The organism is Aeribacillus sp. JST-2, assembly GCF_056032925.1.
The window spans coordinates 1-22,751 of sequence record NZ_JBVVUU010000015.1 but is presented as its reverse complement, the minus strand read 5'-3'; the positions used below and the strand labels follow the sequence as shown (position 1 = coordinate 22,751).

General features: G+C 40.0%; 13 protein-coding genes and 4 pseudogenes. 4 read left to right on the top strand and 13 right to left on the bottom strand.

What is annotated here, in order from left to right:
• From AC0KTX_RS09555 to AC0KTX_RS09515, 9 genes and pseudogenes are all read right to left on the bottom strand, one after another.
• Positions 1-933, bottom strand: coding sequence for an ABC transporter ATP-binding protein (locus AC0KTX_RS09555; RefSeq protein ID WP_474251976.1), 933 nt, complete (start codon positions 931-933; stop codon positions 1-3).
• A gap of 272 nt (positions 934-1,205) precedes the next feature.
• Positions 1,206-1,844 carry a response regulator gene (locus AC0KTX_RS09550; RefSeq protein WP_474251975.1) on the bottom strand — a complete coding sequence of 213 codons (639 nt, stop codon included), beginning with the start codon at positions 1,842-1,844 and terminating at the stop codon, positions 1,206-1,208.
• Positions 1,844-2,944, bottom strand: a complete 1,101-nt coding sequence (locus AC0KTX_RS09545) for a sensor histidine kinase (protein WP_474251974.1) — start codon at positions 2,942-2,944, stop codon at positions 1,844-1,846. The genes AC0KTX_RS09550 and AC0KTX_RS09545 overlap by 1 nt, the downstream gene beginning before the upstream one ends.
• A 186-nt stretch (positions 2,945-3,130) precedes the next feature.
• Positions 3,131-3,559 (bottom strand): DUF2935 domain-containing protein, encoded by a 429-nt coding sequence (locus AC0KTX_RS09540; protein ID WP_474251973.1) that lies wholly within the window; start codon positions 3,557-3,559, stop codon positions 3,131-3,133.
• A gap of 271 nt (positions 3,560-3,830) precedes the next feature.
• On the bottom strand, positions 3,831-5,831 hold the full coding sequence (locus tag AC0KTX_RS09535) for a sigma-54-dependent Fis family transcriptional regulator (protein ID WP_474251972.1): 2,001 nt from the start codon (positions 5,829-5,831) through the stop codon (positions 3,831-3,833).
• Between the two features lie 559 nt (positions 5,832-6,390).
• Positions 6,391-6,891, bottom strand: coding sequence for an acetone carboxylase subunit gamma (locus AC0KTX_RS09530; protein WP_474251971.1), 501 nt, complete (start codon positions 6,889-6,891; stop codon positions 6,391-6,393).
• A 4-nt stretch (positions 6,892-6,895) separates the two neighbouring features.
• Positions 6,896-9,173 (bottom strand): annotated as a pseudogene (locus tag AC0KTX_RS09525) (hydantoinase B/oxoprolinase family protein).
• A 22-nt stretch (positions 9,174-9,195) separates the two neighbouring features.
• Positions 9,196-11,342: pseudogene (locus AC0KTX_RS09520) on the bottom strand (hydantoinase/oxoprolinase family protein).
• Positions 11,343-11,790: 448 nt separating this feature from the next.
• A complete protein-coding gene (locus tag AC0KTX_RS09515) occupies positions 11,791-12,672 on the bottom strand; it encodes a LysR family transcriptional regulator (protein ID WP_474251970.1) in 882 nt (293 codons plus the stop codon).
• 117 nt (positions 12,673-12,789) lie between these two features.
• Here AC0KTX_RS09515 and AC0KTX_RS09510 point away from each other — a divergent pair, with 117 nt between their 5' ends.
• Genes AC0KTX_RS09510 through AC0KTX_RS09500 form a run of 3 tightly spaced genes read left to right on the top strand, consistent with a single transcriptional unit; the run spans position 12,790 to position 15,335 of the window.
• Positions 12,790-13,485: a CoA transferase subunit A gene (locus AC0KTX_RS09510; protein WP_474251969.1), complete on the top strand. Its 696-nt coding sequence runs from the start codon at positions 12,790-12,792 to the stop codon at positions 13,483-13,485.
• 14 nt (positions 13,486-13,499) lie between these two features.
• Positions 13,500-14,153, top strand: a complete 654-nt coding sequence (locus AC0KTX_RS09505; protein WP_474251968.1) for a 3-oxoacid CoA-transferase subunit B — start codon at positions 13,500-13,502, stop codon at positions 14,151-14,153.
• Complete coding sequence (locus AC0KTX_RS09500) at positions 14,154-15,335, top strand: acetyl-CoA C-acetyltransferase (RefSeq protein ID WP_474251967.1); 1,182 nt, start codon at positions 14,154-14,156, stop codon at positions 15,333-15,335.
• A gap of 187 nt (positions 15,336-15,522) precedes the next feature.
• Here the strand turns inward: AC0KTX_RS09500 and AC0KTX_RS09495 are convergent.
• Positions 15,523-15,778 (bottom strand): annotated as a pseudogene (locus AC0KTX_RS09495) (FGGY-family carbohydrate kinase); the annotation flags it as partial.
• Positions 15,779-16,104: 326 nt separating this feature from the next.
• Positions 16,105-17,865 (bottom strand): annotated as a pseudogene (locus tag AC0KTX_RS09490) (bifunctional aldolase/short-chain dehydrogenase); the annotation flags it as partial.
• A 675-nt stretch (positions 17,866-18,540) separates the two neighbouring features.
• On the opposite strand from AC0KTX_RS09490, the gene AC0KTX_RS09485 reads away from it, so the two are divergent.
• Positions 18,541-20,166 (top strand): methyl-accepting chemotaxis protein, encoded by a 1,626-nt coding sequence (locus AC0KTX_RS09485; protein ID WP_474251966.1) that lies wholly within the window; start codon positions 18,541-18,543, stop codon positions 20,164-20,166.
• 274 nt (positions 20,167-20,440) lie between these two features.
• On the opposite strand, the gene AC0KTX_RS09480 is transcribed toward AC0KTX_RS09485, so the two are convergent.
• Both AC0KTX_RS09480 and AC0KTX_RS09475 read right to left on the bottom strand, forming a co-directional pair.
• The gene (locus AC0KTX_RS09480; protein ID WP_063389255.1) at positions 20,441-21,694 is read right to left on the bottom strand and encodes an ABC transporter permease; all 1,254 of its coding nucleotides are present in this window, start codon (positions 21,692-21,694) and stop codon (positions 20,441-20,443) included.
• Entirely contained in the window at positions 21,687-22,586 is a 900-nt protein-coding gene (locus AC0KTX_RS09475) for an ABC transporter ATP-binding protein (protein WP_474251965.1), read from the bottom strand. The genes AC0KTX_RS09480 and AC0KTX_RS09475 overlap by 8 nt, the downstream gene beginning before the upstream one ends.
• Positions 22,587-22,751 lie beyond the last annotated feature (165 nt).

Genomic DNA, 22,751 nt, shown 5'->3' with positions numbered 1-22,751 from the left:
TTAATTGCGTAATGCTCTTCCAGTCAAATGAAGAAACACATCTTCCAAAGTCGGTGTTTTCATTTCGATTGAAGTTAACATGGTGTTTGTTTCCTCAGCAATTTTAAATAATATGGAAAACGCATTGGCATCCTTCGGCGTTAATACGGTAATTACCCGATCTTGCACAGTCACGTGATTGACAACCGGATGATCACGCAGCGCTTGAATGAATGAATCGTTCACGCGCTCGACACTAATTTGGATTGTGTTTTCTGCCGATAAAATATTTTTAATCTCCTCTTTCGTACCCGCTGCCAAAATATGGCCTTTATCCATAATGTAAATGCGATTGCATAAAAATTCGACTTCCTCCATATAATGGCTCGTGTACAAGACGGTCATCTTTTTCTCTTTATTTAATCTTTTGACCGTTTCCAAAATATAATTTCTTGATTGCGGATCAATGCCGACCGTCGGCTCATCCATTATGATCAATTCAGGCTCGTGCAGCAAGGCCGCACCGATATTCAATCTTCTCTTCATTCCACCTGAAAAATTTTTGACAAGATCATGCTGGCGATCCGTTAAACCGATCATTTCCAAAACTTCCTCTACCTTCTGTTTTAATTGCGAACCTGACAGCCGATAAATTTTGCCGAAAAACAGCAAATTTTCCCGCGCTGATAAATCGGGATATAATGCAATTTCTTGCGGTACAACCCCTAAAATTTTTCTGAGCTTTTCCGGACGTTTGATGACACTTTCGTTATACAAACGGACGTCGCCGCTTGTCGGCGGAATCAAAGTGGAAATAATTGATATAGTGGTCGATTTGCCGGCGCCGTTTGGTCCTAAAAGACCAATAATTTCCCCTTTTTCTAAATATAAATTCACACCGTTTACAGCTTGCGTCTGTTTAAACCTTTTGGTGATTTCAACAGCTTCCAGCATTTTTTCATCCTCCCTCTCAACCTTCTATTTGTATATTACAGTGAGAGCTCTTTCTCAAATACTATCTACAGTCACTCTTTTTAGGAAAAACCATGACTTAGGTCATACATTAAGAAAAATGTTGTCCAATGCTTTCAGAGGCCAAAAGTAGTTGAAGCTGCAGAAATCAATATAAAATTCGAGTTGAAGTTTTTTCATGATCTCACCTAACAACAAAGTGAATCAGAATCTTTGCATAAAAAAAGACTGACGAAACGTCAGCCTCTATCAACTTATGGACAGATTTCATGTTTTATGGCATAGATGGCGAGCTGTGTTCTATCCCGCAGCCCAAGTTTATTTAAAATTTGCGTCATATGGTTTTTGACAGTTCCGATTGACAAGTGGAGTTCAGCCGCAATTTCTTTGTTCGTTTTTCCTTCGCCGACAAGTTTCACAATCGCTAACTCCCGGGGTGTTAAAGGCACAGTCACCCTCTCTTTTTTTGGTTTTTCCAGCAGCTTCGGAACCATTTTCGCAGCAACTTCCTCATGAATAGACATTCCGCCTTTCATGCAGCTGTGTATCGCATCGATCAGCTTAGCCGGTTCAGATGTCTTCAGCAAAAAACCGCTCGCCCCGTCTTTTAACGTCTGTACGGCGTATTCCTCATCATTAAACGTTGTTAAAATAAGAATTTTTGCATCAGGCCAGCGCTCTTTTATTTTTTTGGTCGCTTCCACCCCGTTCATAACTGGCATGCGAATATCCATTAATATCAGGTCTACAATCGTCTTTTCCATTAGTTCGATTGCTTTTAACCCATGCTCAGCTTCGGCAACGACCTTTAATTGCTCGTCCTGTTCGATCATCATTTTCAAGCCTTGGCGGACAATTGCTTGGTCTTCTACAAGTAAAATCCGGATGGTCATCATTCATACTCCTTTATTGGCAAAGTCCCATGAACAACAAACTCATCATTTGTTTGAAATATATTCAAATTCCCTCCAGCTTCTTCAACACGCTCTTTCATATTCGTTAACCCGAAACCGATTTGAAACGGTTTCGCATTAAAGATTCGGTTTTTTATCGAAAATTCCAGGTCGCCGATCGCGTTTTTCCCCAATATGATATACACTTCCCTTGATTGTGCATGCCTCATCGCATTCGTGAGCGCCTCTTGGATGACCCGGTACAAAACGATATTTTGGAGATTGGTAAGACGAGCCGACAATACCCCTTGTTTTGTCGTAAAATGCACCATAATATGACTTTCCGATTCTAATTTGCGAATAAGCTGGAGCACTGACGAAATCCCTTCACTTTCATCCATTTTCAATGCCCTTACAGCATGTCTCGTTTCTTCTAAACTTTCGCGGACCAAAGCTTTTAATTCTTCGTATTCCTTCTTTCTTTCTTTTATCGAAAGCATCTCCAGCTGCATCAGCAATGCCGTTAATTTATGTCCAACCGAATCATGGATGTCACGGGCAATTTTCGTTCGTTCTTCCAGTCTGGCCGACCGCTCGTTTTCATAGCTGATACGCTTTAATCTTCTATATTCTCCCAATAATTGTTCATACAGTTCCCTTTGTTCTTTCCTTTCAAAAATATATTCATTTAAAACAGCAGAAATGAAAGAAAACATGGCAAACGCCATCAGCCACTCAAAAGCATTGGGCAGAAAGAAAGCGATCAATATCGAAACCACAACATGAAAGACGGTAAACCAACGAAAGAGCTGCTTTTTCAACTGAAAAATCGCTTCGGTATAAAGGTATAAAATTAATAAAAGAGAAGCATGTTGGTCTGCATCAGACTGAAGCCACCCCGAGAACAAAATGAAGAGATCGACGATGATATACAACGGAAGCGGATGTTGGACAACAGGCAGAAAGAAATAGCAGCCAATGGCACAAGCGCTTAAAAATACCAATAAGGCGAGATGTGCTGAATGGTGAAAAAAAGATGAGTATAAAAAGTACGACCATAAAACAGCAAAAACGAATATTCGCAATAAAAAAGCTTTCACACCCATCCCACCCTTTGCAATCTACTATCAACCTACTGAAACCGTGAAAGAATGTCAATGGCTTTCAAAAAGAAAAAGCCTTTTCGAAAAAGAAAAGACTCTTGGCAAAAAGATTTATTTTGTATCTGTAAAGACTTGAACGGTATCGGCACAGCAGCATTTGCTTCTGACGGAAACAATCATTTTTTAACGGTTTCCATATAACAGCACTTGCGCTATGCCAACAAAATATTCTGATTCGCGGATGATATGATTCAATACAACTTTTGCCGTCGGATTTTTCCGAACCGCTGCACTTTCCGTTTTAATTTGCCGGCATAATTTAATAAAATCAAGACTTTGCTTTAAACAAAAAGACACCAAATTCAATACCCGCTGATAAAGCTCGGAAGGAATATAGTAAGGGGAGCGTATGACGGACTCAATATAGCGCACCACTTTTTGATGCGTCTTCGACAACTCTTCTTCCCAATTTAACAAGGCGTCTACATAGTTTTGTTCTAAATTTGCCACAAGCTCTCGAATGACAACAGTATGCTCTTCCTCTTGATGTTTCCAAAACTCCGCTTCATCCAATATCCGAAGCGGCATTTGTTGGCCGTAATAAAATTGCATAACCTACCTCCCATAATTTCTTTTTATTTCAATGTATGGAAGAAATGAGGGAGATATGATCGCTTAAGGTTGTTTGATGATCTGCTAAGTTTCATTCATCAGCCAATCATCATCTAAATCCAATTTCTGATTGCGACTGGGTAAAAAAAGAGCGCCAGCCCTAGCGTTCCTTTGTTCAAAAATATTTCATGCGATTAATTTATATGAATTTGATTTGATTTTCGTTTAAGTATTTTATACAAGGATTAAAAAAACAGCTGCGAGATATGACTTATTTTTGTTTTAGCTGATATTTCTTTAGCTTCCGATAAAGAGTGGATCTTGCAATATTCATTTTTTTGGCGACAGCTGATAAATTCCAGCCTGTTTCCTCTAAAAGCCTGACAAGCACTTTTTGTTCTTCAACTTCTATTAGTGATAGATCCTTTTGTTGATTGTTGATGGAGTGACACATCCTGTTTTCAATTAAGTATGCCGGCAAGTCTTCTAACTTAATAACTGGAGAATCACTAAATATGACGGCATACTCAATCACGTTTTGCATTTCTCTTATGTTGCCTGGCCATGTATATTCTAAAAAGTAATTACGAGTTTCTTCCGCAAGCGAAAGAGATTCTCTTGCATATTTTTTAGCAAATTGTTTTAAAAAGTAATCGGCAATCAGAGGGATATCTTCCTTTCGCTCACGAAGAGGAGGAATATTAACTGTAACAACATTAAGCCTAAAAAATAAATCCTCGCGAAAAAGCCCTTCCTTACATAAAGCATATAAGTTCTTATTCGTTGCGGCAATAATTCTAACATTTATTGGAATAGTTTGGGATGAACCCAACCTCATAATCTCTTTTTCTTGCAGTACCCTAAGCAAATGGACTTGCAGATCGAGCGGCATCTCACCGATTTCATCTAAAAACAAGGTACCCCCGTTTGCTTCCTCAAATTTTCCTTTCTTTCCTTCTTTCGAACCTCCGGTAAAAGTTCCACTTTCATACCCGAACAGTTCACTTCCAATCAATTCTTTTGGAATTGCGCCACAGTTTATTGCCAAAAAAGGTTTATCACATCTATGACTGGATTTATGTATTGATTTTGCGATTTTCTCTTTTCCTGTGCCGCTTTCTCCCAACAGAAGAATCGGAACATTTGAAGGAGCAGCTTTATAACATTTGTTTAGTGCTGTTAAGAATAAATCTGATATTCCGATAACATCATTCCATGGTTTATCATTGAGAATGTGTCGAGCAGTGGTACGGAACGCCTTTTTGTTATCCTTCAACACTACCATATATCCAGCAACTTTCCCCTTAAAATGAATCCTCTCTATTGCGAGAACTTTAAAATCTCGGACCATCAAATCGCTAGAACAGTAGTTCTGGTCAATAAAATCGGTCATTTTTTTAATTTCATTGATTAGAGGGAGAAAATCAGAATTCAGCCTCAAGTCTTCTGCATGTTTCAGATTAAAAAATTCCATTAATTTTTCACTGCTTTTCACAACAAAAAAGGCATGGTTAAGTACAAGAACGTGATCGTTTCTCCATTTATTTGCATTTTGAAAAAAATAATCTGTTAAATAGCTATTCACTTTCATATAGACGTGTGCCAGCTGTTTTTCAATAACTTGTGCAATGGATACTGCTAAACCTAGTGTATGAGGTTGGGCATTTTCCCAAAATCCTGTAAAATCGATGGCACCGATTATCTCATGTGTGAAGGGATGAGTGATAGGAGCTGAAGAACATGTCCATGGATGGCATCCTTGACAAAAGTGTTCTGCAGAAAAAATTTGAATGGGATTTTGGGTGACGATACACGTTCCAATCGCATTTGTGCCTGCGGCATTTTCGCTCCAGTCCATACCAACTGCGAAATTCATTTTTTCCGCTGCCCGCAAAACATGTGGTTCGCCTCTCAAATAAATAATACGACCGTTTTCATCGGCCAATGTTACAAGATAACCGGTTCCTTTCATCTTATAAAATAAATTTTCAATAATCGGTCTTGCAACTTGATATAGCTCAGATTCTTTTAATAGATGATTTAAATCGTATTCTGTTAAAGCTGCCTTCGTTTGCAATTGCCTCGGATCAACGCCGGTTTCTTGACAGCGACTCCAAGAATCTAAAACATTTTTTCGTATTTTACCCGCTATTTTATCTTCCCACGAACTTGCCACAAACATTTCCCATAAAACTTCCAAATCTCTTTTTTTATCTGGTAAATTATGCGTAGAGAAGATCGATATATAAGGATTACTCATGTCTTTCCCCATGTACTCCCCCCTCCTCTTGAACGTCTTATTAAGACTTTTTTGAAAAATCAAAAAAAGGCTATAAAATACCTTGATAGGGGGTTTTATATGCAAAAAACTTCCCACCCCCGTTGATTTAGGCTAATAGTGAGGGATCACATACCAAATACCTAAGCAAGGAAGTGACAAGTGTTACCTCAATTATTAACCCATTTACTTGAATATATCAAGTACCAAGATCAAGTTTGTTAGAGCTTCTGAATCAATTCCACATAAATGATGTCCGTTTAACGCTCTTTTTCGAGTAAGGATGCATGAGAACAAGGCGGTCGATGATTTGGAAAGTCCGGCAATGGGATCCGAACGGCTTATCCTTAAAAACATGAAGAAAAATAATCTTCTTATTTTATGGAACATTATCTCTGAAATAATGCGACAATTTACTATCGTTTTTATCAATAACACTGCAAGATGTTATGAATAAAAAGTGGATAACCTTTGTGCTTATGAACACCAGGTTATCCACATGTAGTAAAATGGTGTCAATCCTTAATTAGAAACGGCCTCCCGTTTGAATGTTTTATTTCACTTGAGATATTGGGCGCTTTAGCCATTCATTGTAAAATGCATCAATATCTGGTTCAAAATCTTTTAAGATTGGATACCAAGGTGTTACAGCTTCTACCTCCAGTTGACTTGCACAATTTGGGCAATAGTATTCACGTATAACCTGCCACTCCGGATCTGGGGCAAGCAGTTTCGGATATAGCTCCACCATTTTTTCCTCTGTATCACGAACGTGTACAAGCGCATGAAGTTTCCAGTTGTCACTTGCCTCACAAAATTCATGTCCGCAATCACACTTTACGATTCGTTTGCCATTTGGTTTCTGAACGATGTAAAGGTGAAGTCCGGCCGGCAACAAAATAGGATCATCCCATGGAACTCTTTCCTGCAGTATGCTGATATACTTGTCAAATCGGTCAGAATCCTTGAAATTTGAAAGCATTTCTTTTAATTTGTAAAAATCAATCGTTCCGTCAATCAACTCTTGAATCGTCTTGCGATCATATTGTGCCATGTTCTCACCCCGATTTTTTCTGAAGATTTATTTTGGCACCGAATGTCGGCACCCCTAATTCTTCTTCTGATAAATACCATTCTTTCGGTAGATTCCAAAATTGTTTAAACTCATTCAAAAATTTTTCACTTAAAGCAAAACTGCTGGCATACATATGGCGGACCTGCACAGCCGCTTCTTTGTTGAGAATTTTTTTTCTCTCTTGTTTCATCCATTCCTTGACCGGAACCCCGCGCTTAAGCCGCTCTTTTCTCATTTTTTTGCGCCGTTTTTCTGTCGCTTTTTCATCAACGATATACTTGCCTTTTTCATTTTTGCTCACAATTGCACCGTATACGCTTTCAGCATAACGCGGTAGCAGCAGTCCTTCATTTAAATCATCCTCAATCATTTTCGGCTTGCGCTCAAGCGGATCCCCAAAACCAGGACCCCCACGAAGGTAATTTAAATAAAGATCGTAATTCTCAAAAATGGTTTCAGTTGTAATGGATTGCTTGTCACGGATAATTTCGTTTGCTTGCATTAAACTTTCATAGACCGGATTATCCGGATCGCTATCTCCCCCAGTTGGGATTGGCAGCCTTTTTTCGATCCGTTCTTTCAAGTTAGTTCCATGTGCTTCAAAACGATAGCCTGAAGCTGCTGGATAGCCTCCCATTAAACCGCAGTCACTTGACATATAGCCATTTCCCATAAAGAACATTGTCCAGTCTTTTGCACCATATACCATCCGTAAAGTCTCGTAGCCGCTGCCTCCCCGGTATTTTCCATACCCTGCTGTATTTGGTTTTATGCTTCCCCAAATAAAGAAGCGGTTCTGCGAGCTCCCAAATTTCCATATCCCCCATATCGCCTTCAGGGTTCCAGATGGCTGCCGCATGGTTAATACCGTCTCTTACCGCACTCGCTCCGACACCTTCGGCTGCTGACTCGAAGCTGTTAACGGCATGATTTTCGTTAAATTGGTTATACCCGCCACCTTGCAGCCAGTTAGAAGTGTTGGCATTTCCGGCATTAACTTCTTCTAAATACCCTCGGGCAAAGTAGTTGCGGCTAAGTGCACGCCATAACGGACTCCACGCAGACACAAGGAAGTGCCATGCATAGCTGTGAGCAGTCCGAATATCGTCCGGATTTAGCCATGAACCGTATGGCAAGTCGAACCGGCTCGCATAATAAGCTCCGTCATTAACCCGATCGTTCGGGATGAGCGTTTGCGACATCATGACCCATATTCCGCTCGTAATCGAAACAGGTGTAGCATTGTAGCTATGCCAACCCCATCTGTTAACGCCTTCAAAGTCGATTTGGAATTTGCCATCTTTGTGAACAGTCAGTTCTGTCGGTGCATGCATTATCGTGTTCACACGAGCGTAAGGAGGAACATCTAGGTTTTTATAGGGTACGTCCACAAATGAAACTTGGCGGTATTTGCCCGGAATCAGCAACGTTTTTACTTGATTGACAAAACCGCGCCGTCCATCCTCAATGACTTCGCGGATAAATTGTTTATAAGTATCGACACCTTCCTCCTTGATAATATCAAGGACAAGATCTCTAATCATATGACAGCCGGCAACGCGAGTCCTTTCGTCAAGAAGCCAGTACTTTGTTGTTCGGACAGAACGCTGGCTTTCAATGAGCCAATCTTTTAAGAGCGTATCGTTTTTACCAATTTTACGGCAGGCCACTTGATATCCGTCATCATAACGACTAACCGGTCCAACGGTCATACTTCCGGGCGCTGTTGCTCCTACATCGATTACGTGGGTAACTCCGCCAACCCAACCAATCAGTTCACCCTCGTAAAAGATTGGGACAATGGTATGAACGTCACATGGATGGACATTTCCGATCTGGCAATCATTGTTACAGAAAATATCTCCGTCTTCAATTCCCGGATTCAATTCATAATCGTTTTTAATCATGTATTTAATTGCCGCGCCCATCGTCCCGACGTGAATGATAATTCCCGTAGAAGTTACAATCGAATCTCCTTCAGGAGTGTATAAAGTGAAGCATAATTCTCCTTCTTGCTCTACAATCGGCGAGGCCGCCACTCTTTTGGCCGTTTCCCTCGCATGCACAACCCCTCCCCGCAATTTTGAAAAGATCTTTTCATAGCGGATTGGATATGCCTCTTTTAATGGCAATGTTTTTAAACCTGCGTAATGTCCTGTCTCACGGCTGATTTCATCAATTTCTTTGCGCATTTGTTTAAGTGTTTTTCCGTGCCAACCAATATTTTTCCGATTTTGTATCGTTTTTTCAGTAATCGTCATGAAAATATACCCTCCTTTTTCCTTAAAGTTCTTTTAAGTGGAAAATGCGATGCTCATCGAGATATGTTTCAAAACCAGGCGGAATCACAAACGTTGTGGCTGGAGATTCTAAAATTGAAAATGCTCCGATTTTGTTGCCTGGCTTCAATTTTTCCATTTCCCAAATGTTTGCTTTGATCCATTCTCCTTTCCAGTACACATCACGCTGTCCAAGAAACGCTTCTGACGGCGGAGTTTCTCCAGATAAGGGCTCCTCAGGAATTTTCGGCTTTGCCACTTCAACAATACCGCGTACGATTGCTCCTGTTATGCTGTAACCGAGTTCAGGCGATTTGGCCGCTTTTGCGTAAATTCTCGTGTAGGTGTCTTCAAATGCTTTTACAAGCGCCTCCCAGTCGCTAACATTATGAAACCTTTTAATCGGCGATTCAATTTCAAGGTCGTTTAGCTGACCTTGGTACTGCATGCGGAAATAAAGACGGAAATTTACATCTTCTCTTATAAAGTTATTTTTCTCAAATTCAGCGGCCACTTTTTCTATTAGCTCATCCCAAGCATCTTGCAATTCTTTACCGGCCTTCAATTTACTGTCGTCTTGATCATCGTTGTTTACATTGATATCGAGTGTTTTATCATAGCGGTATTCAAAATCTGCCGCACCGCAGCCAAAAGCTGAAAATCCAGCTGCCCATGCCGGTACCAGAACATCTTCAAATCCAAGACCTTTAGTGTAGCCGGCAGTATGAAGCGGGCCGCCGCCCCCATAAGAGAAGCATACATATTGGGATGGTGAATACCCTTTTCCAAGAATCATGGATTCAAGGTAGTTGCGCAGTTGTGACTCTAGCAGGTCGATAACACCATATGCTGCGTCTTCAACGGATAATCCAAGCGGATCGGCAATCTGTTTCTTAAGCGCCTTATAAGCTCTCTCCGGATAAAGCTTGACCTCACCGCCAAGGAAATTATTCGGATTGATTAATCCAAGGACAACATGGCAGTCTGTTACTGTTACCGTTTCGATGCCGCCTTCTGGATAACAGACCCCGACTCTTGAACCTGCGCTGTCCGGTCCAAGTGTCAATGATTTGAAGTTCGGGTCGACTCTTACAAAGCTGCCGGCTCCTGCTCCAACAGTATCCATAGAAACAAGCGGCAACGATAGAACTAGCCTTGCCATATCCGGGCTTGTATTAATACTCAAATCTCCTTGAGTAATAAGCGCCATATCAAAACTTGTCCCGCCGATATCCGAGCATGCAATATTTCGAATACCGAGTTGTTCACCAAGATATTTTGCGCCAACTACTCCACCGATTGGACCTGAAACGAGCGTTCTTGCCAGTTCATTTGCGCGTGTACTAATCGTTCCACCGTGGCTGGCCATGACCCGAAGATCAAATTTAGCCCCGTGATTTCTTAGCATGTTATCGATTTTGGACAATGTCTCCCGAGACGGGTCTGCTGCATATGCTTCAATAATGGTTGTATTTGTTCGATGAGACTCTTTTCGAACGGGATAATAATCAACCGAGGCAAACACAGGCACTTCTTTTCCAGCTTTCTTCATCACTTCTTTTGCAATATCCCTAATTTTCCGCTCATGTTGAGGATACTTGTAGGAATGAAGCAAACTGATGACAATTGCTTCGACATCTTGTTCTAGAAGATCCATTATTGCAGGTTCCACTTCATGTTCATAAAGCGGAATGACAACGTTTCCAAATAAATCAACTCTTTCGGTTACGCCTCTTGTCAACTCTCTCGGTACAAGTGGAGGATCGTAACGATGAGTATTCAAGTGTAAACGGTCTGAATAGGAATAGCCTAGGTAAGCCTGAATCGCCCGGCCCTTCGATGAAAATCCTCCATCCCTTTATTAACGATCAGACCGACCCGCCGTCCTTTCCTTGACACGAGACGATTTAGCATCGCGGTTCCGGAGTAGACACCTGCAAGTAATTTAGGAAATTCTTCTTCAACTGTCGTGTTCCAGTAAGTCAGTGCATCTCTTGCAGAATTGAGAAGGCCAATTGATTCATCTTCTGGTGTGGATTGCGCCTTTCCGACGACAAATTCACCATTGTCGTCAATAATGAAGGTGTCTGTCATCGTTCCCCCTGCATCGATTGCAAGTATTTGCGCGTTCCGAGTTGCAACTGTTTCCATCCTTTTCTCTCCTTTCTTTCATCCAAAATATATTTCGTTTTCACTTTTTTATTTAGCAAAATATGTGCCAATATTAAAAATTATCAAACAATTGAAAAATCAAGATGATTTCTTTAGAGACAAAAAGTGAATTGTAGCGAAACGCTACAACTGTTTCGCTATACCCCTTTCAACAATACAGCCCAAAAAATTTAAATGTTTAGAAATGCATCCTCCAATGGTATGACGGGTAATGTGCTGAAACATACTCCAATTTAAAGAACTATAAATACTAAGCAAATTTATTCTTCATTATCTCCTAGTTTAGATGGGAATCGGTATTAATAGAAAAAATATATTAAGGTCTGAATATTCAGAAAAATTATTTGTTAAAAAAAACAGTTGATTTTTAATAGAAGACAGTTAACAACTTTTAAGTTGTTCATCGGACGAATTTTCTTTTGAAAAGTCATAACGGATTTTCTTTGAGCATTTGCAGCAATTTTCTCAAAGCAAAGGAGTGGTATCTGCCTTTTTTCGTTATAATGCCAAGTCTCCAAAGAAGAGGCGGATCTTGAAGCGGAACAATAGTAATATGTCGACTGTTCTGTTTATTAAATATCATTTTAGGCAATAAAGCAATTCCAAGTTTTGATGAAACAAGTTCAAGAATTAAATCCCACTGTGAGCTTTCATATGAAACGATCGGGGTAAATCCAGCATTTTTACATGTGTTGATAATATAATCGTGGAGTTTGAAATTTTTTGTAAACAATATGAAAGGTTCATCTTTTAATTCATGTACTGAAACAGTTGATTTTTGTGCCAATGGGTGATCGCTGTGAATAAACAAGACAAATTCTTCTGTAATGAACGGATGGATATGAAATACGGATTCATCTACAGGGAGTACAACTATACCAACGTCAATTTCTCCTTCTTCCACTAATTGTTCGATGACCTTTGCACCAAGCTCTACAAGTTCAAGTTTAACATTCGGATAGTCTTGATGAAACATCCTAGCAATAGAAGGAAAAAACAAAGTTCCAATGAGAGGTGGAACCCCCATTTTTATCTCCCCTGTCGCGAGATTAGAAAGTTCATCCAACAACATTTTCATTTCTTCCAACGTTGCAATCAATTTTTTTCCTTGGGCATATACAATTCGCCCTGCATCTGTCAAACGGAGATGACGAGTTGACCGTTCGATGAGTTCAACGTGTAACTCGTCTTCCAGTTTTTTGACGGCTTTACTCAATGAAGGCTGTGATAAATAGGAATATTCTGCAGCTTTTGTAAAGCAGTTATGATTTGCAACATCGATGAAAGATTGAATATCACGAAATTCCACAGTATCCCTCCTATGTTTATTCTTTATTGGAATAAATTGTATTCTTTTTATCTATTTTACTAATAGATATCCGGAATGTAAACTCTTACATAAGATACAGAAAGGAGGAGATGTTTCATGAACAAGATCATGTATTCCTTTTCGGAAGCGGTTTCAGACATACAAGATGGAGCATCAATAGTTGTAGGTGGATTTGGGTTGTGTGGTATTCCAGAAAAAACAATTCAAGCTCTACGTGAAAAAGGGACAAAGAATTTGACTATTTACAGCAACAATTGCGGTGTTGATGATTGGGGACTTGGTCTACTTCTGAAAAACAAACAAATCAAAAAAATAATTGCTTCCTATGTCGGAGAAAACAAAACTTTTGAACAGCAATATTTAAACGGTGATTTAGAAGTAGAACTCACACCGCAAGGCACTCTTGCAGAACGGATGAGAGCAGGAGGGGCTGGAATTCCGGCTTTTTATACCGCAACAGGGGTCGGAACGCCGATCGCAGAAGGAAAAGAAACAAGAGAGTTCAACGGAAAAACTTATCTGCTGGAGAAAGCCATCGTTGCAGATTTTGCTTTTGTAAAAGCGTGGAAAGCTGACACTTTAGGAAATCTTGTGTATCGGAAAACAGCCCGAAATTTTAATCCGCTTGCCGCCATGGCGGGTAAAATCACCATTGCGGAAGTAGAACAAATCGTTGAACCCGGTGAACTCGATCCGGACGAAATTCATACACCATGTATATATGTTCATCGGTTACTTGTCGGAACGGGTTATGAAAAACGCATTGAGCGCAGAACAGTGGTTACAAAATAAGAGGAGTGATCTGGATGACCAATAGACGATTAAAGATTGTCAAACGTGCAGTAAAAGAAATTGATAAAGGAATGATTGTCAATCTTGGGATCGGAATGCCAACACTTATAGCCAATGAGATTCCGTCCGAATTTAACGTCTTATTACATTCAGAAAATGGCTTGCTAGGCATCGGACCTTATCCGGTTGAAGGGGAAGAAGATCCCGATTTGATCAATGCTGGTAAAGAAACGATTACGACAGTGCTCGGCGCTTCGTTTTTTGACAGTGCCGAATCATTTGCAATGGTTCGTGGCGGTCATATTGATCTTGCTATTTTAGGAGGGATGGAAGTATCAGAAAATGGCGATTTGGCCAATTGGATGATTCCAGGGAAAATGGTCAAAGGGATGGGCGGAGCAATGGATCTTGTAAACGGTGCGAAACGTGTTATCGTGATTATGGAACATTTGAACAAACGCGGAGAATCGAAAGTGAAGAAGAAATGCACACTTCCTCTTACCGGTAAAGGGGTTGTCCATCGACTGATTACCGATTTAGCAGTGTTTGACTTTACTGATCAAGGGATGGTGCTTGTTGAAACAATGGATGGTGTTTCAGTAGATGAAGTGATAGAGAAAACAGAAGCAAAATTCGCTGTTTCCCCTAAACTCTCGGAGGTGAATTGAGTGGCAAAAACAGTTATTTTAGAGGGTGCACGTACGCCCATAGGAAAATTTGGCGGGGCGCTTGCTGCATTAACAGCTTCACAGCTTGGCGGCATTTCGATGAAAGAGGCATTAAAACGAGCAGATGTAAAACCTGAAGAAGTAAATGAAGTCATTTTCGGAAATGTTCTGCAGGCTGGCCAGGGGCAGATTCCGTCGCGTCAAGCAGCTCGTGAAGCCGGCATTCCATGGAACATTAAAACAGAAACAGTGAATAAAGTATGTGCATCCGGCCTTCGCAGTGTAACAATGGCTGATCAAATGATTCGAGCAGGCGATGAAGAAATCATTTTGGCAGGCGGTATGGAGTCAATGTCAAACGTACCATATGCATTGTCTAAAGCAAGATGGGGGCTGCGAATGGGGAATACACAAATGGTTGATTTAATGATTCATGACGGTCTGTCTTGCAGTTTTGCCGGTGTTCATATGGGAACGTACGGAAACAAAATTGCGAAAGAGTATGAAATATCGCGGGAAGAACAGGACAATTGGACAGTAAGAAGTCATAGAAGAGCAATCGCAGCAATCGAAGAAGGAAAGATGGCAGAAGAGATTGTTGCAGTTGAAGTCCCACAGCGTAAAGGCAGCCCGAAAGTTGTCGATATCGATGAGGCACCGCGCAAAGACACAACGAAAGAGGCTCTTGCAAAATTGCCTCCTGTATTTGATAAAGATGGAACGATTACAGCCGGTAACGCACCTGGAGTTAACGATGGAGCTGCAGCGCTTGTACTGATGAGTGATAAACGTGCAAAAAGAGAAGGAAAAAGCGTTCTTGCAACCATTATTGGTCATGCGGAAGTTGCAGTCGAAGCAGAAAAATTTCCAATAACACCAGGTCTTGTCATTCATGAGCTATTGAAGAAAACGGGAAAATCAGTCGATGATATCGACTTGTTTGAAATTAATGAAGCATTCGCAGTAGTGGCACTCGTTAGTATGAAAATTGCCGGCATCGATCCAGAAAAAGTGAATGTAAATGGCGGAGCTGTTGCTCTCGGCCACCCGATCGGAGCAAGCGGTGCACGTATTCTTTTAACACTAGCATATGAATTGCGCCGCCGTGGAGGAGGTATTGGGATTGCCGCAATCTGTTCTGGGGGCGGACAGGGGGATGCCGTCATGATTGAAGTAAAATAAAAAACGAAAATAGTTACGATACTAGAATCTGTAGAATAAAGAAAATTTCGCCAAAAAACATTATTAGGGGTGAAATTGACGTATAAGCATGATTCCAAGTAATACTGTTCACAAAATATTCACGCATTGAATCCCATTTTTCGATGGAAACAATGAGAACATAATAGTCATTAAATGTCAGTTTTCATCCCCGTCTATTAAACATTGCTTTTTGTTCCAAATATCGATGAATTGATAGATTATTGGCCTTCGCTTCTCTTTCAACATAACCCGACACAAGCTCTTTTACAAACCATGCAAAAATATCTCCAACAGCAGCCTGGTCTGCCTCATATCCGTAAATAGCTAGGGATAATTCCATCTTCTACTACACCGCTCATTCCTTCGACAAACTCTTCTTTTGTGATTAACAACATATGACAGGTGGATGTTCCCATAACCATGTTAAAAGTGCGGGTACTCAGCACTTGGGAGCAGTGGAATGAACTTGTTAAACTCATTACCCAACCTTGTTATTGAAAGTCAAAACTCAAGGGGTTATTACAAAATAGGTGAAAATTATGGTTTTCCAATGTTTTGATCTGCCATCAATTGATCCACTTTTTTCTAATCATTGATAAATGCAAATGCCCGAATGCAACACTATAAACTATATAGACGCCTTGTTAAATTGAAAAAAGTTTATTGGCCGGATTTATTTTTTCGGAAAAACAAATTGATAGATTCCCGAACCGATCAGCAATTGCAAATGATCGTTATTTTCAATGATGGAATGAATACCGTCTACAGTTTTCAATGATTGATCACCTTCCTTGACATAAACAGAGTTTTTCGAACCGACGAATACCATATTTCCGCCAATTCCTTGTGCTTTCATTTGTTTAAATGCTTCGCGCGCTACTAAGAAGTAACCTGTGCCGAGTACGCTCATATTGAGATTCCATTCCTGTAATGTAGTTTCATCAAGCGGGCTTGATGTAGCCAAACCGGCATTGTTGACAATGATATCCACGCCGCCAAAGGCAAGAGCCGCTTCTTTAAATGCAGCTTGGACTTCATCTTCTTTGGTAACATCCATTTTGACGGCAATGGCACGTTTTTCGCCATATGTTTCATTAATTTCATCAGCTTTTTGCTGCGCTCCTTCGAAGTTCAAATCTGCAATCACAACATGTGCGCCTTCTCTTGCTAAACGTTTGCATGCCGCACTTCCGATTCCGCCAGCGCCGCCTGTTACAAAAGCCACTTTGCGCGAAAATTCCGCTTCTGGCGGAGCAAGCGTCAATTTGTAAAGCTCAAGCGGCCAATATTCTACATTATAGGACTCATTTTCATTTAATGAGACGAACTTCCCGAGCGCATCTGTTCCTTTCATTACGGCGATCGCGCGATGATAAAGAGCTCCGCTGATTCTAGACATTTTTTCGTTTTTTCCAGTATTCACCATACCAATTCCGGGGATTAAGATCACTCTAGGAGCAGCTTCAAACATTTTGTCCCCTTCATTTTTGTTCCGTTCAAAATACGATTTATATTCTTCTTTATATCCAGCAATGCCAGCTTTTAATTTTTCAATTAATGATGCTTGATTTTCTTTTTGCGGATCCCAATCAATATATAACGGAACCCTTTTCGTATGCACAAGGTGGTCTGGACAAGCAGCTCCGACTTGCGAAAGTTCTTTCGCATGGCGACTGTTGACAAATTGAAGGACATCCTCTCCATCGTCCCATGTCAAAATCATATTTCGTTTATCGCTTACAGCACCGCGGATGATCGGAAGAACTTCTCCTAATATGTTTTTTCTTTCTTCTTTAGGGAGTGAAGTATATTGTTGCCCTCCAAACGCTTTTTCTTCATCAATACATTCTTTAATATAGTTTTCAGCTTCATTAATAATAGCGATCGTTTTGGCATAACATGCTTCTGCCGTATCACCCCAAGTAACCAAACCATGTTTTTCCATCAACACTAATTCCGCATTGGGGTTGTTTTTCACACCTTCAGCTATCATCTTGGAAAGCGTAAATCCCGGTCGCACGTAAGGCACCCATACAAACCGATTGCCGTAAATTTCCTCTGCAATTTTTTTGCCGTTATCTGCACAGCAAATGCTGATAATGGCATCTGGATGCGTGTGATCGACATGTTTAAATGGAAGAAATGCATGTAGCAATGTTTCAATTGATGGACGAGGATGCTTATGATCAATCATGCAATGGGAAAGATATGCAACCATTTCTTCATCAGACATTTCCTCACGTTCGATTAAAGGACGAATATCATCCAATCGCAATCCTGTAAAATGGTGGGCTTTCATTGTCGCCAAGTCAGAGCCGCTTCCTTTTACCCACATCACTTCAATTTCACGGCCTCGGAAATCGGTTTCAATAGTTTTCATTGAAGTATTTCCACCGCCCCAGTTGCAAACGGAACGATCTGATCCTATTAAATTGGAGCGATAAACCAATTGCGGCAAACCTTCTGATAATTGTTCTGCTTTTTTTGCATCCCACAAATTTTTTGCCATGTAAAAACCTCCATTTTTGTTTTTGTTTACTTTAAGTAAATCAAATGATGTTTTTTTATTTTTGTTTTTTATCCATAATACAAATTGAACAATGGTATGCTGTCTTCATTTTTATTTTTTAAGAACTTTACAATCAGAATAATGTAAAAGGGAATCAAAAGAAAAAAAGAAAGCAAAATATGAAGAATACGACGATGTGATTCACTTTTGCAAGAAGGAGGATGATGATGTATAATGAAAGCAAAAAGCAACGATCAATAAGCAGACCAAAGGTGCGGCAACACCTTTGGTCTTGCAACAGACGGTTCCCTTCAAGGGGATCGGCAGCAGGCAGAAATAATCCACCATTGCTAGCTACTCAAGGGTGGATTATTTTTTTTGTGGATTTGACAGCATCGAAAGAATCAGTGTTGTAAAACTAATGGCAAACATTAATGCTTCAAACACTGTCATCGGCATCACCCCCTTTCCGAACGGGGTCAATGCCAACCACCCTTGAGTTTACCGTTCTATTGCATGTTCATTATATCAAATACAAAATATTTAATCTATAAAAATAAGAACATTTGTTCCTTTTTTACTAGAAAATTAAATGATCTCTCTCTAAAAAATTATTATTGAAAATTCTGTCAATTGAGTATACATTTGTAGTAAGGGGGGAGTAAGGGGAGTAAAATGAGCCGCTTAATGAAGAGAAAAATTGCCCAACAGGCGCTAAAAAAAGTCATACATGTAAGTGAGCTAGTGAAAAAAGAACTAGATTCTCAACTTCCGCTAACCGATCAACTCGACAAAATTCGAGTATTGTTCGATGAAAGGCTGAAACAAGACGAATATTTTCTAATCGTTGATGAGACAGGTTTTTCTCCGCTGCATACGAACCGCCTTCGGGAAGGAAGAGTGTTTTCGGACGAAGTGGGTCAAAAAGCTGCAACAACAAATGAGCCGCTTTTGCAACTGTATATCCGCGATACTGGAGAAATCCTAGTTGATGCCAGCTGCCCGCTCGTTACAGACTGCACAGGGAAACGTTATAATATCCGTTTAGGAAGATTAATCCATCAGCCATACTTGCAAATCAATTTTGCGCTGCTTTCTTTTTTGCCAAGTTTCCTTTGTCTCATCACTGCTTTGTTGATGCAGCTGTCAATCCACCAAGCCTTTCTATTATTTTTGATTTCCATCGGCGCCAGTTCATTCACCAGTTTCTTCGTTTATAGATCGTTCATTGCCAATCTCAGACAATGGTATAATGTAACACGGACGGTATCATCAGGCAATCTTCATGTTGAGGTAGATATTGTCGGCAAACGAAATGAATTTCATCAAATAGGTTATGAAATAAACAAAATCATTTTTGGAATCCGCTCGATTTTAGGGGAGTTTTCCAATGCCGTAAAAACGGTCAAAAAGGTTAGTCAAGATCAAAAAAAAGAAGCACATCGTTTATCTGAAATTTTTGATGAAGTGGCAGCCACAATGGAAGTTTTCCGCGAAGGTTCTAAACAGCAAACCGATTCGTTTGAAAAAGTTCGCGAGCTGGCAAATTCCATGATTGAAGAAGTATCCAATATGGAATCGGAAATTGCCCGTGTTGTTCAATACGCCCAATCAACGATGCGCTCAGCTGATGAAGGACAACAAATGATTGAAAAAACAGAACAGCTTATGCGGAACATTGAAAATGACACAAAACAGGCAACATCTCTCATCCAATTGGTATCCGAAAAAGCGGATCATGCGATGGATATGGCATCTGCGATCACAGCCATTGCCAAGCAAACGAACCTTTTAGCATTAAATGCTTCCATTGAAGCAGCGAGAGCAGGTGAATCTGGAAAAGGCTTTGCGATTGTAGCTGCAGAAGTGAGCAAACTGGCAGATGATACAAATTCTTTTGCGGCTAAAATTTTATCTTCGTTGGAAGAAACGAGAAATGATTTAGCTCATGCCGTTACTGCCGTCAAAAAAAATGAAGAAAGTGTTGATCAAGCTTCCTTGTCTATATCTGGAACAAAAGAAAGCATGCAGACATTTAAGCGAATGTTTTCAGACATTCATTCTCTGTTAAAGCATAATCGAGAAAACGTCATAAACATTCGTGAAAACGGCAACAATTTAAAAGGTTTAATCGAAAATGTAAACTTAATCGCACATGATTTCACCAACACAGTCAACGAAACAACGGCAGCATTGGAGGAACATATTGAAGGGATTCATGAACTTGCAAAAGAATCAGTTATTCTTTCCGATGCCGTCATCCATCTGCAAAAAATTTTAAACCGCTTTCAATTACAATAAATGTCTTGATTGACTGGGGATTTTCTCTTTACTATTAAAAATCACATCGTCAAGAAGCGAATATTTGCAGGAATAATCGAAAATGCAAAAGGGAGATCCCCCAACTTCGGTAGTTGAGAAAAAATACTGCGCAGAAATTGACTCATTTTCATCATTATCAAAGCTTCCAAAAAATTAAGCAGCCAAACTCCTAGTATATAGGAATCGGGCTGCTTGCTACGTTTATTATTATCTGCTCAAAATCAAAAGAAAACCATTTTGCGTAATGTCTTCTTTATTTATTTTTCGATAGCTGCAAAGCTTTTTTAATATCTTTAAGCGCATTGGATTTTCCGTACATCAATACGCCGCCTTTGTAAACTCTTGCCCCGAAGACAGCTAATATAGCAATGGATGCTATTAATAAACCGATTCCTAAAAGCGGCTCCCAAATTGGAAGATCCAGCATTCCAACCCGCAAAAACATCAGCATCGGGGTAAACGGCGGAATGTATGATGTGATCGTAACATAGGAAGCTTCCGGATTGCTCAAACCAAATATCGCTAGCATAAAGCCCGCCACAACCGTTAAAATCATCGGAGTGATCAACTGCTGAACATCTTCTATACGACTGACCAGCGAGCCTAGAAAGGCAGCCATCGTCGCATATAATAAATAGCCTAAAATAAAGAAAATGACTGCATATAGAATGGTCGACAACGACGTGTTTTGGAATCCAAAGAAAGAGAAAAATCCTCCATCCATCGATTCTAAATTCTGTTTAATGGAAACGTAGCCGACAATAAGCCATAAGGCAAGCTGCGTTAAACTCAATAGAGCAACACCTAAAATTTTCGCAAACATTTGTGTAATAGGAGGAACACTGGAAATTAAAATTTCCATCACTCTAGAAGATTTTTCTACTGCTACCTCCATCGCAATCATATTTGCATACATGATCACTGCAAAATATATTACAAATAAAAGTACATATACGAGACCTCTCGCTTGATTCAATTCTTCCACCGTTTTTGCGTTGGCATTCAACGCTTCCATTTCAAAAGATACTGGCGCATTCAGCTTCATCAGTTCCTCTTGCGTCAATTTCAATTGACCTGCTGTCCATACCATGCTCACTTGTTGGAGGGCATATTGCAAATCGTTTGGAACGGTTGAGTCTGCAAGAGACGCTGCTTTATATACCGCCATCGGCCGGTTTTCATCATTTAAAGATAAAACGAGATACCCTTTGATCTCATCATTTAATACATTCTTTTTCAGCTCTTCTTCGGAAGCATTAGTTTTTTGCAATTGAATGTCCGGATTAACTTCTTTTAATTGCTTTTTAAACGGTTCAAATAAAGAATTTGATTGATCAATGACTGCAAGGCGTTCTTGATTTTCACCAGAATTAAAAAAATCAATAATTTTTGATATGTTTCCCAAAACTAGAATAATAAGCAATGTAATAACCGTGGAAATGATAAATTGCTTCGATCTTAGTTTGGTAAAATAAGTGTGGAACAAAACAGTCCAAAAGTTATGCATAGGCCGCACCCACTTTCTCTATAAAAATATCATGTAATGAAGGCTCTTCTATTTGGAATTTGCGAATAAATCCTTTATCGACAATCTCCTGTAACAATTGTTGTGCGGTCTCTTCTCTTTCAATTTGCAATTGAATCCCTTCAACTGTTGTCTTGGCTTTTACGACACCTGGGAAATCCTTCAAGAAATTGAGATCAAAATCCGCATGAATCACGAGATTTTTTTTGCCAAAGGAACGTTTAATTTCTTTGAGCGACCCATGAGCTACAGGGCTTCCCCTATGTAATATGCATAAATGTTCACATAATTCCTCAACGTGCTCCATCCGATGGCTGGAAAACACAATGGATGTACCGGCATTTTTCAAATCAATGACAGCCTCTTTCAATTGCTCAACATTGACCGGATCCAATCCGCTAAACGGTTCATCCAAGATGAGCAGCTTCGGTTTATGTATGACAGCAGCAATAAATTGAATTTTTTGCTGGTTTCCTTTCGACAGCTCTTCGACTTTTTTTTCAGCGTACTCCGGCACTTTAAACCGTTCGAGCCAATTTGCCAGCTCCTTCAGCGCATCTTTTTTGTTCATCCCTCTTAATCTGGCTAAATAGACAATCTGATCCTTTACCTTTAATTTCGGGTACAATCCCCGCTCTTCGGGCAAATATCCGATATACGGGCTCGTGCTATAATCAATTTTTTCTCCATTCCATGTAATGGTTCCTTCAGTTGGTGCCAGCAGCCCTAAAATCATGCGAAATGTTGTCGTTTTTCCGGCACCGTTTGCCCCTAAAAAACCAAACATTTCTTTTTCCGGAATGGATAAAGACAGCTTATCCACAGCGGTGAAATCGCCAAATTTTTTCGTCACTTGCTCTAGCTTCAACGTCATGTATTTTCCTCCTCTCATCTTTTAATACGGATCAAACAAGAAAAAAGTTCAGTATCGTTTTAAATTTCTGTCTAAATCACAAGTGAAATGTAATGCACCCCTTTGTCAAGACACAAATTGATAATATTTAAGTTATCCATTCTCTCCTTTCGCTATGAATGTGGT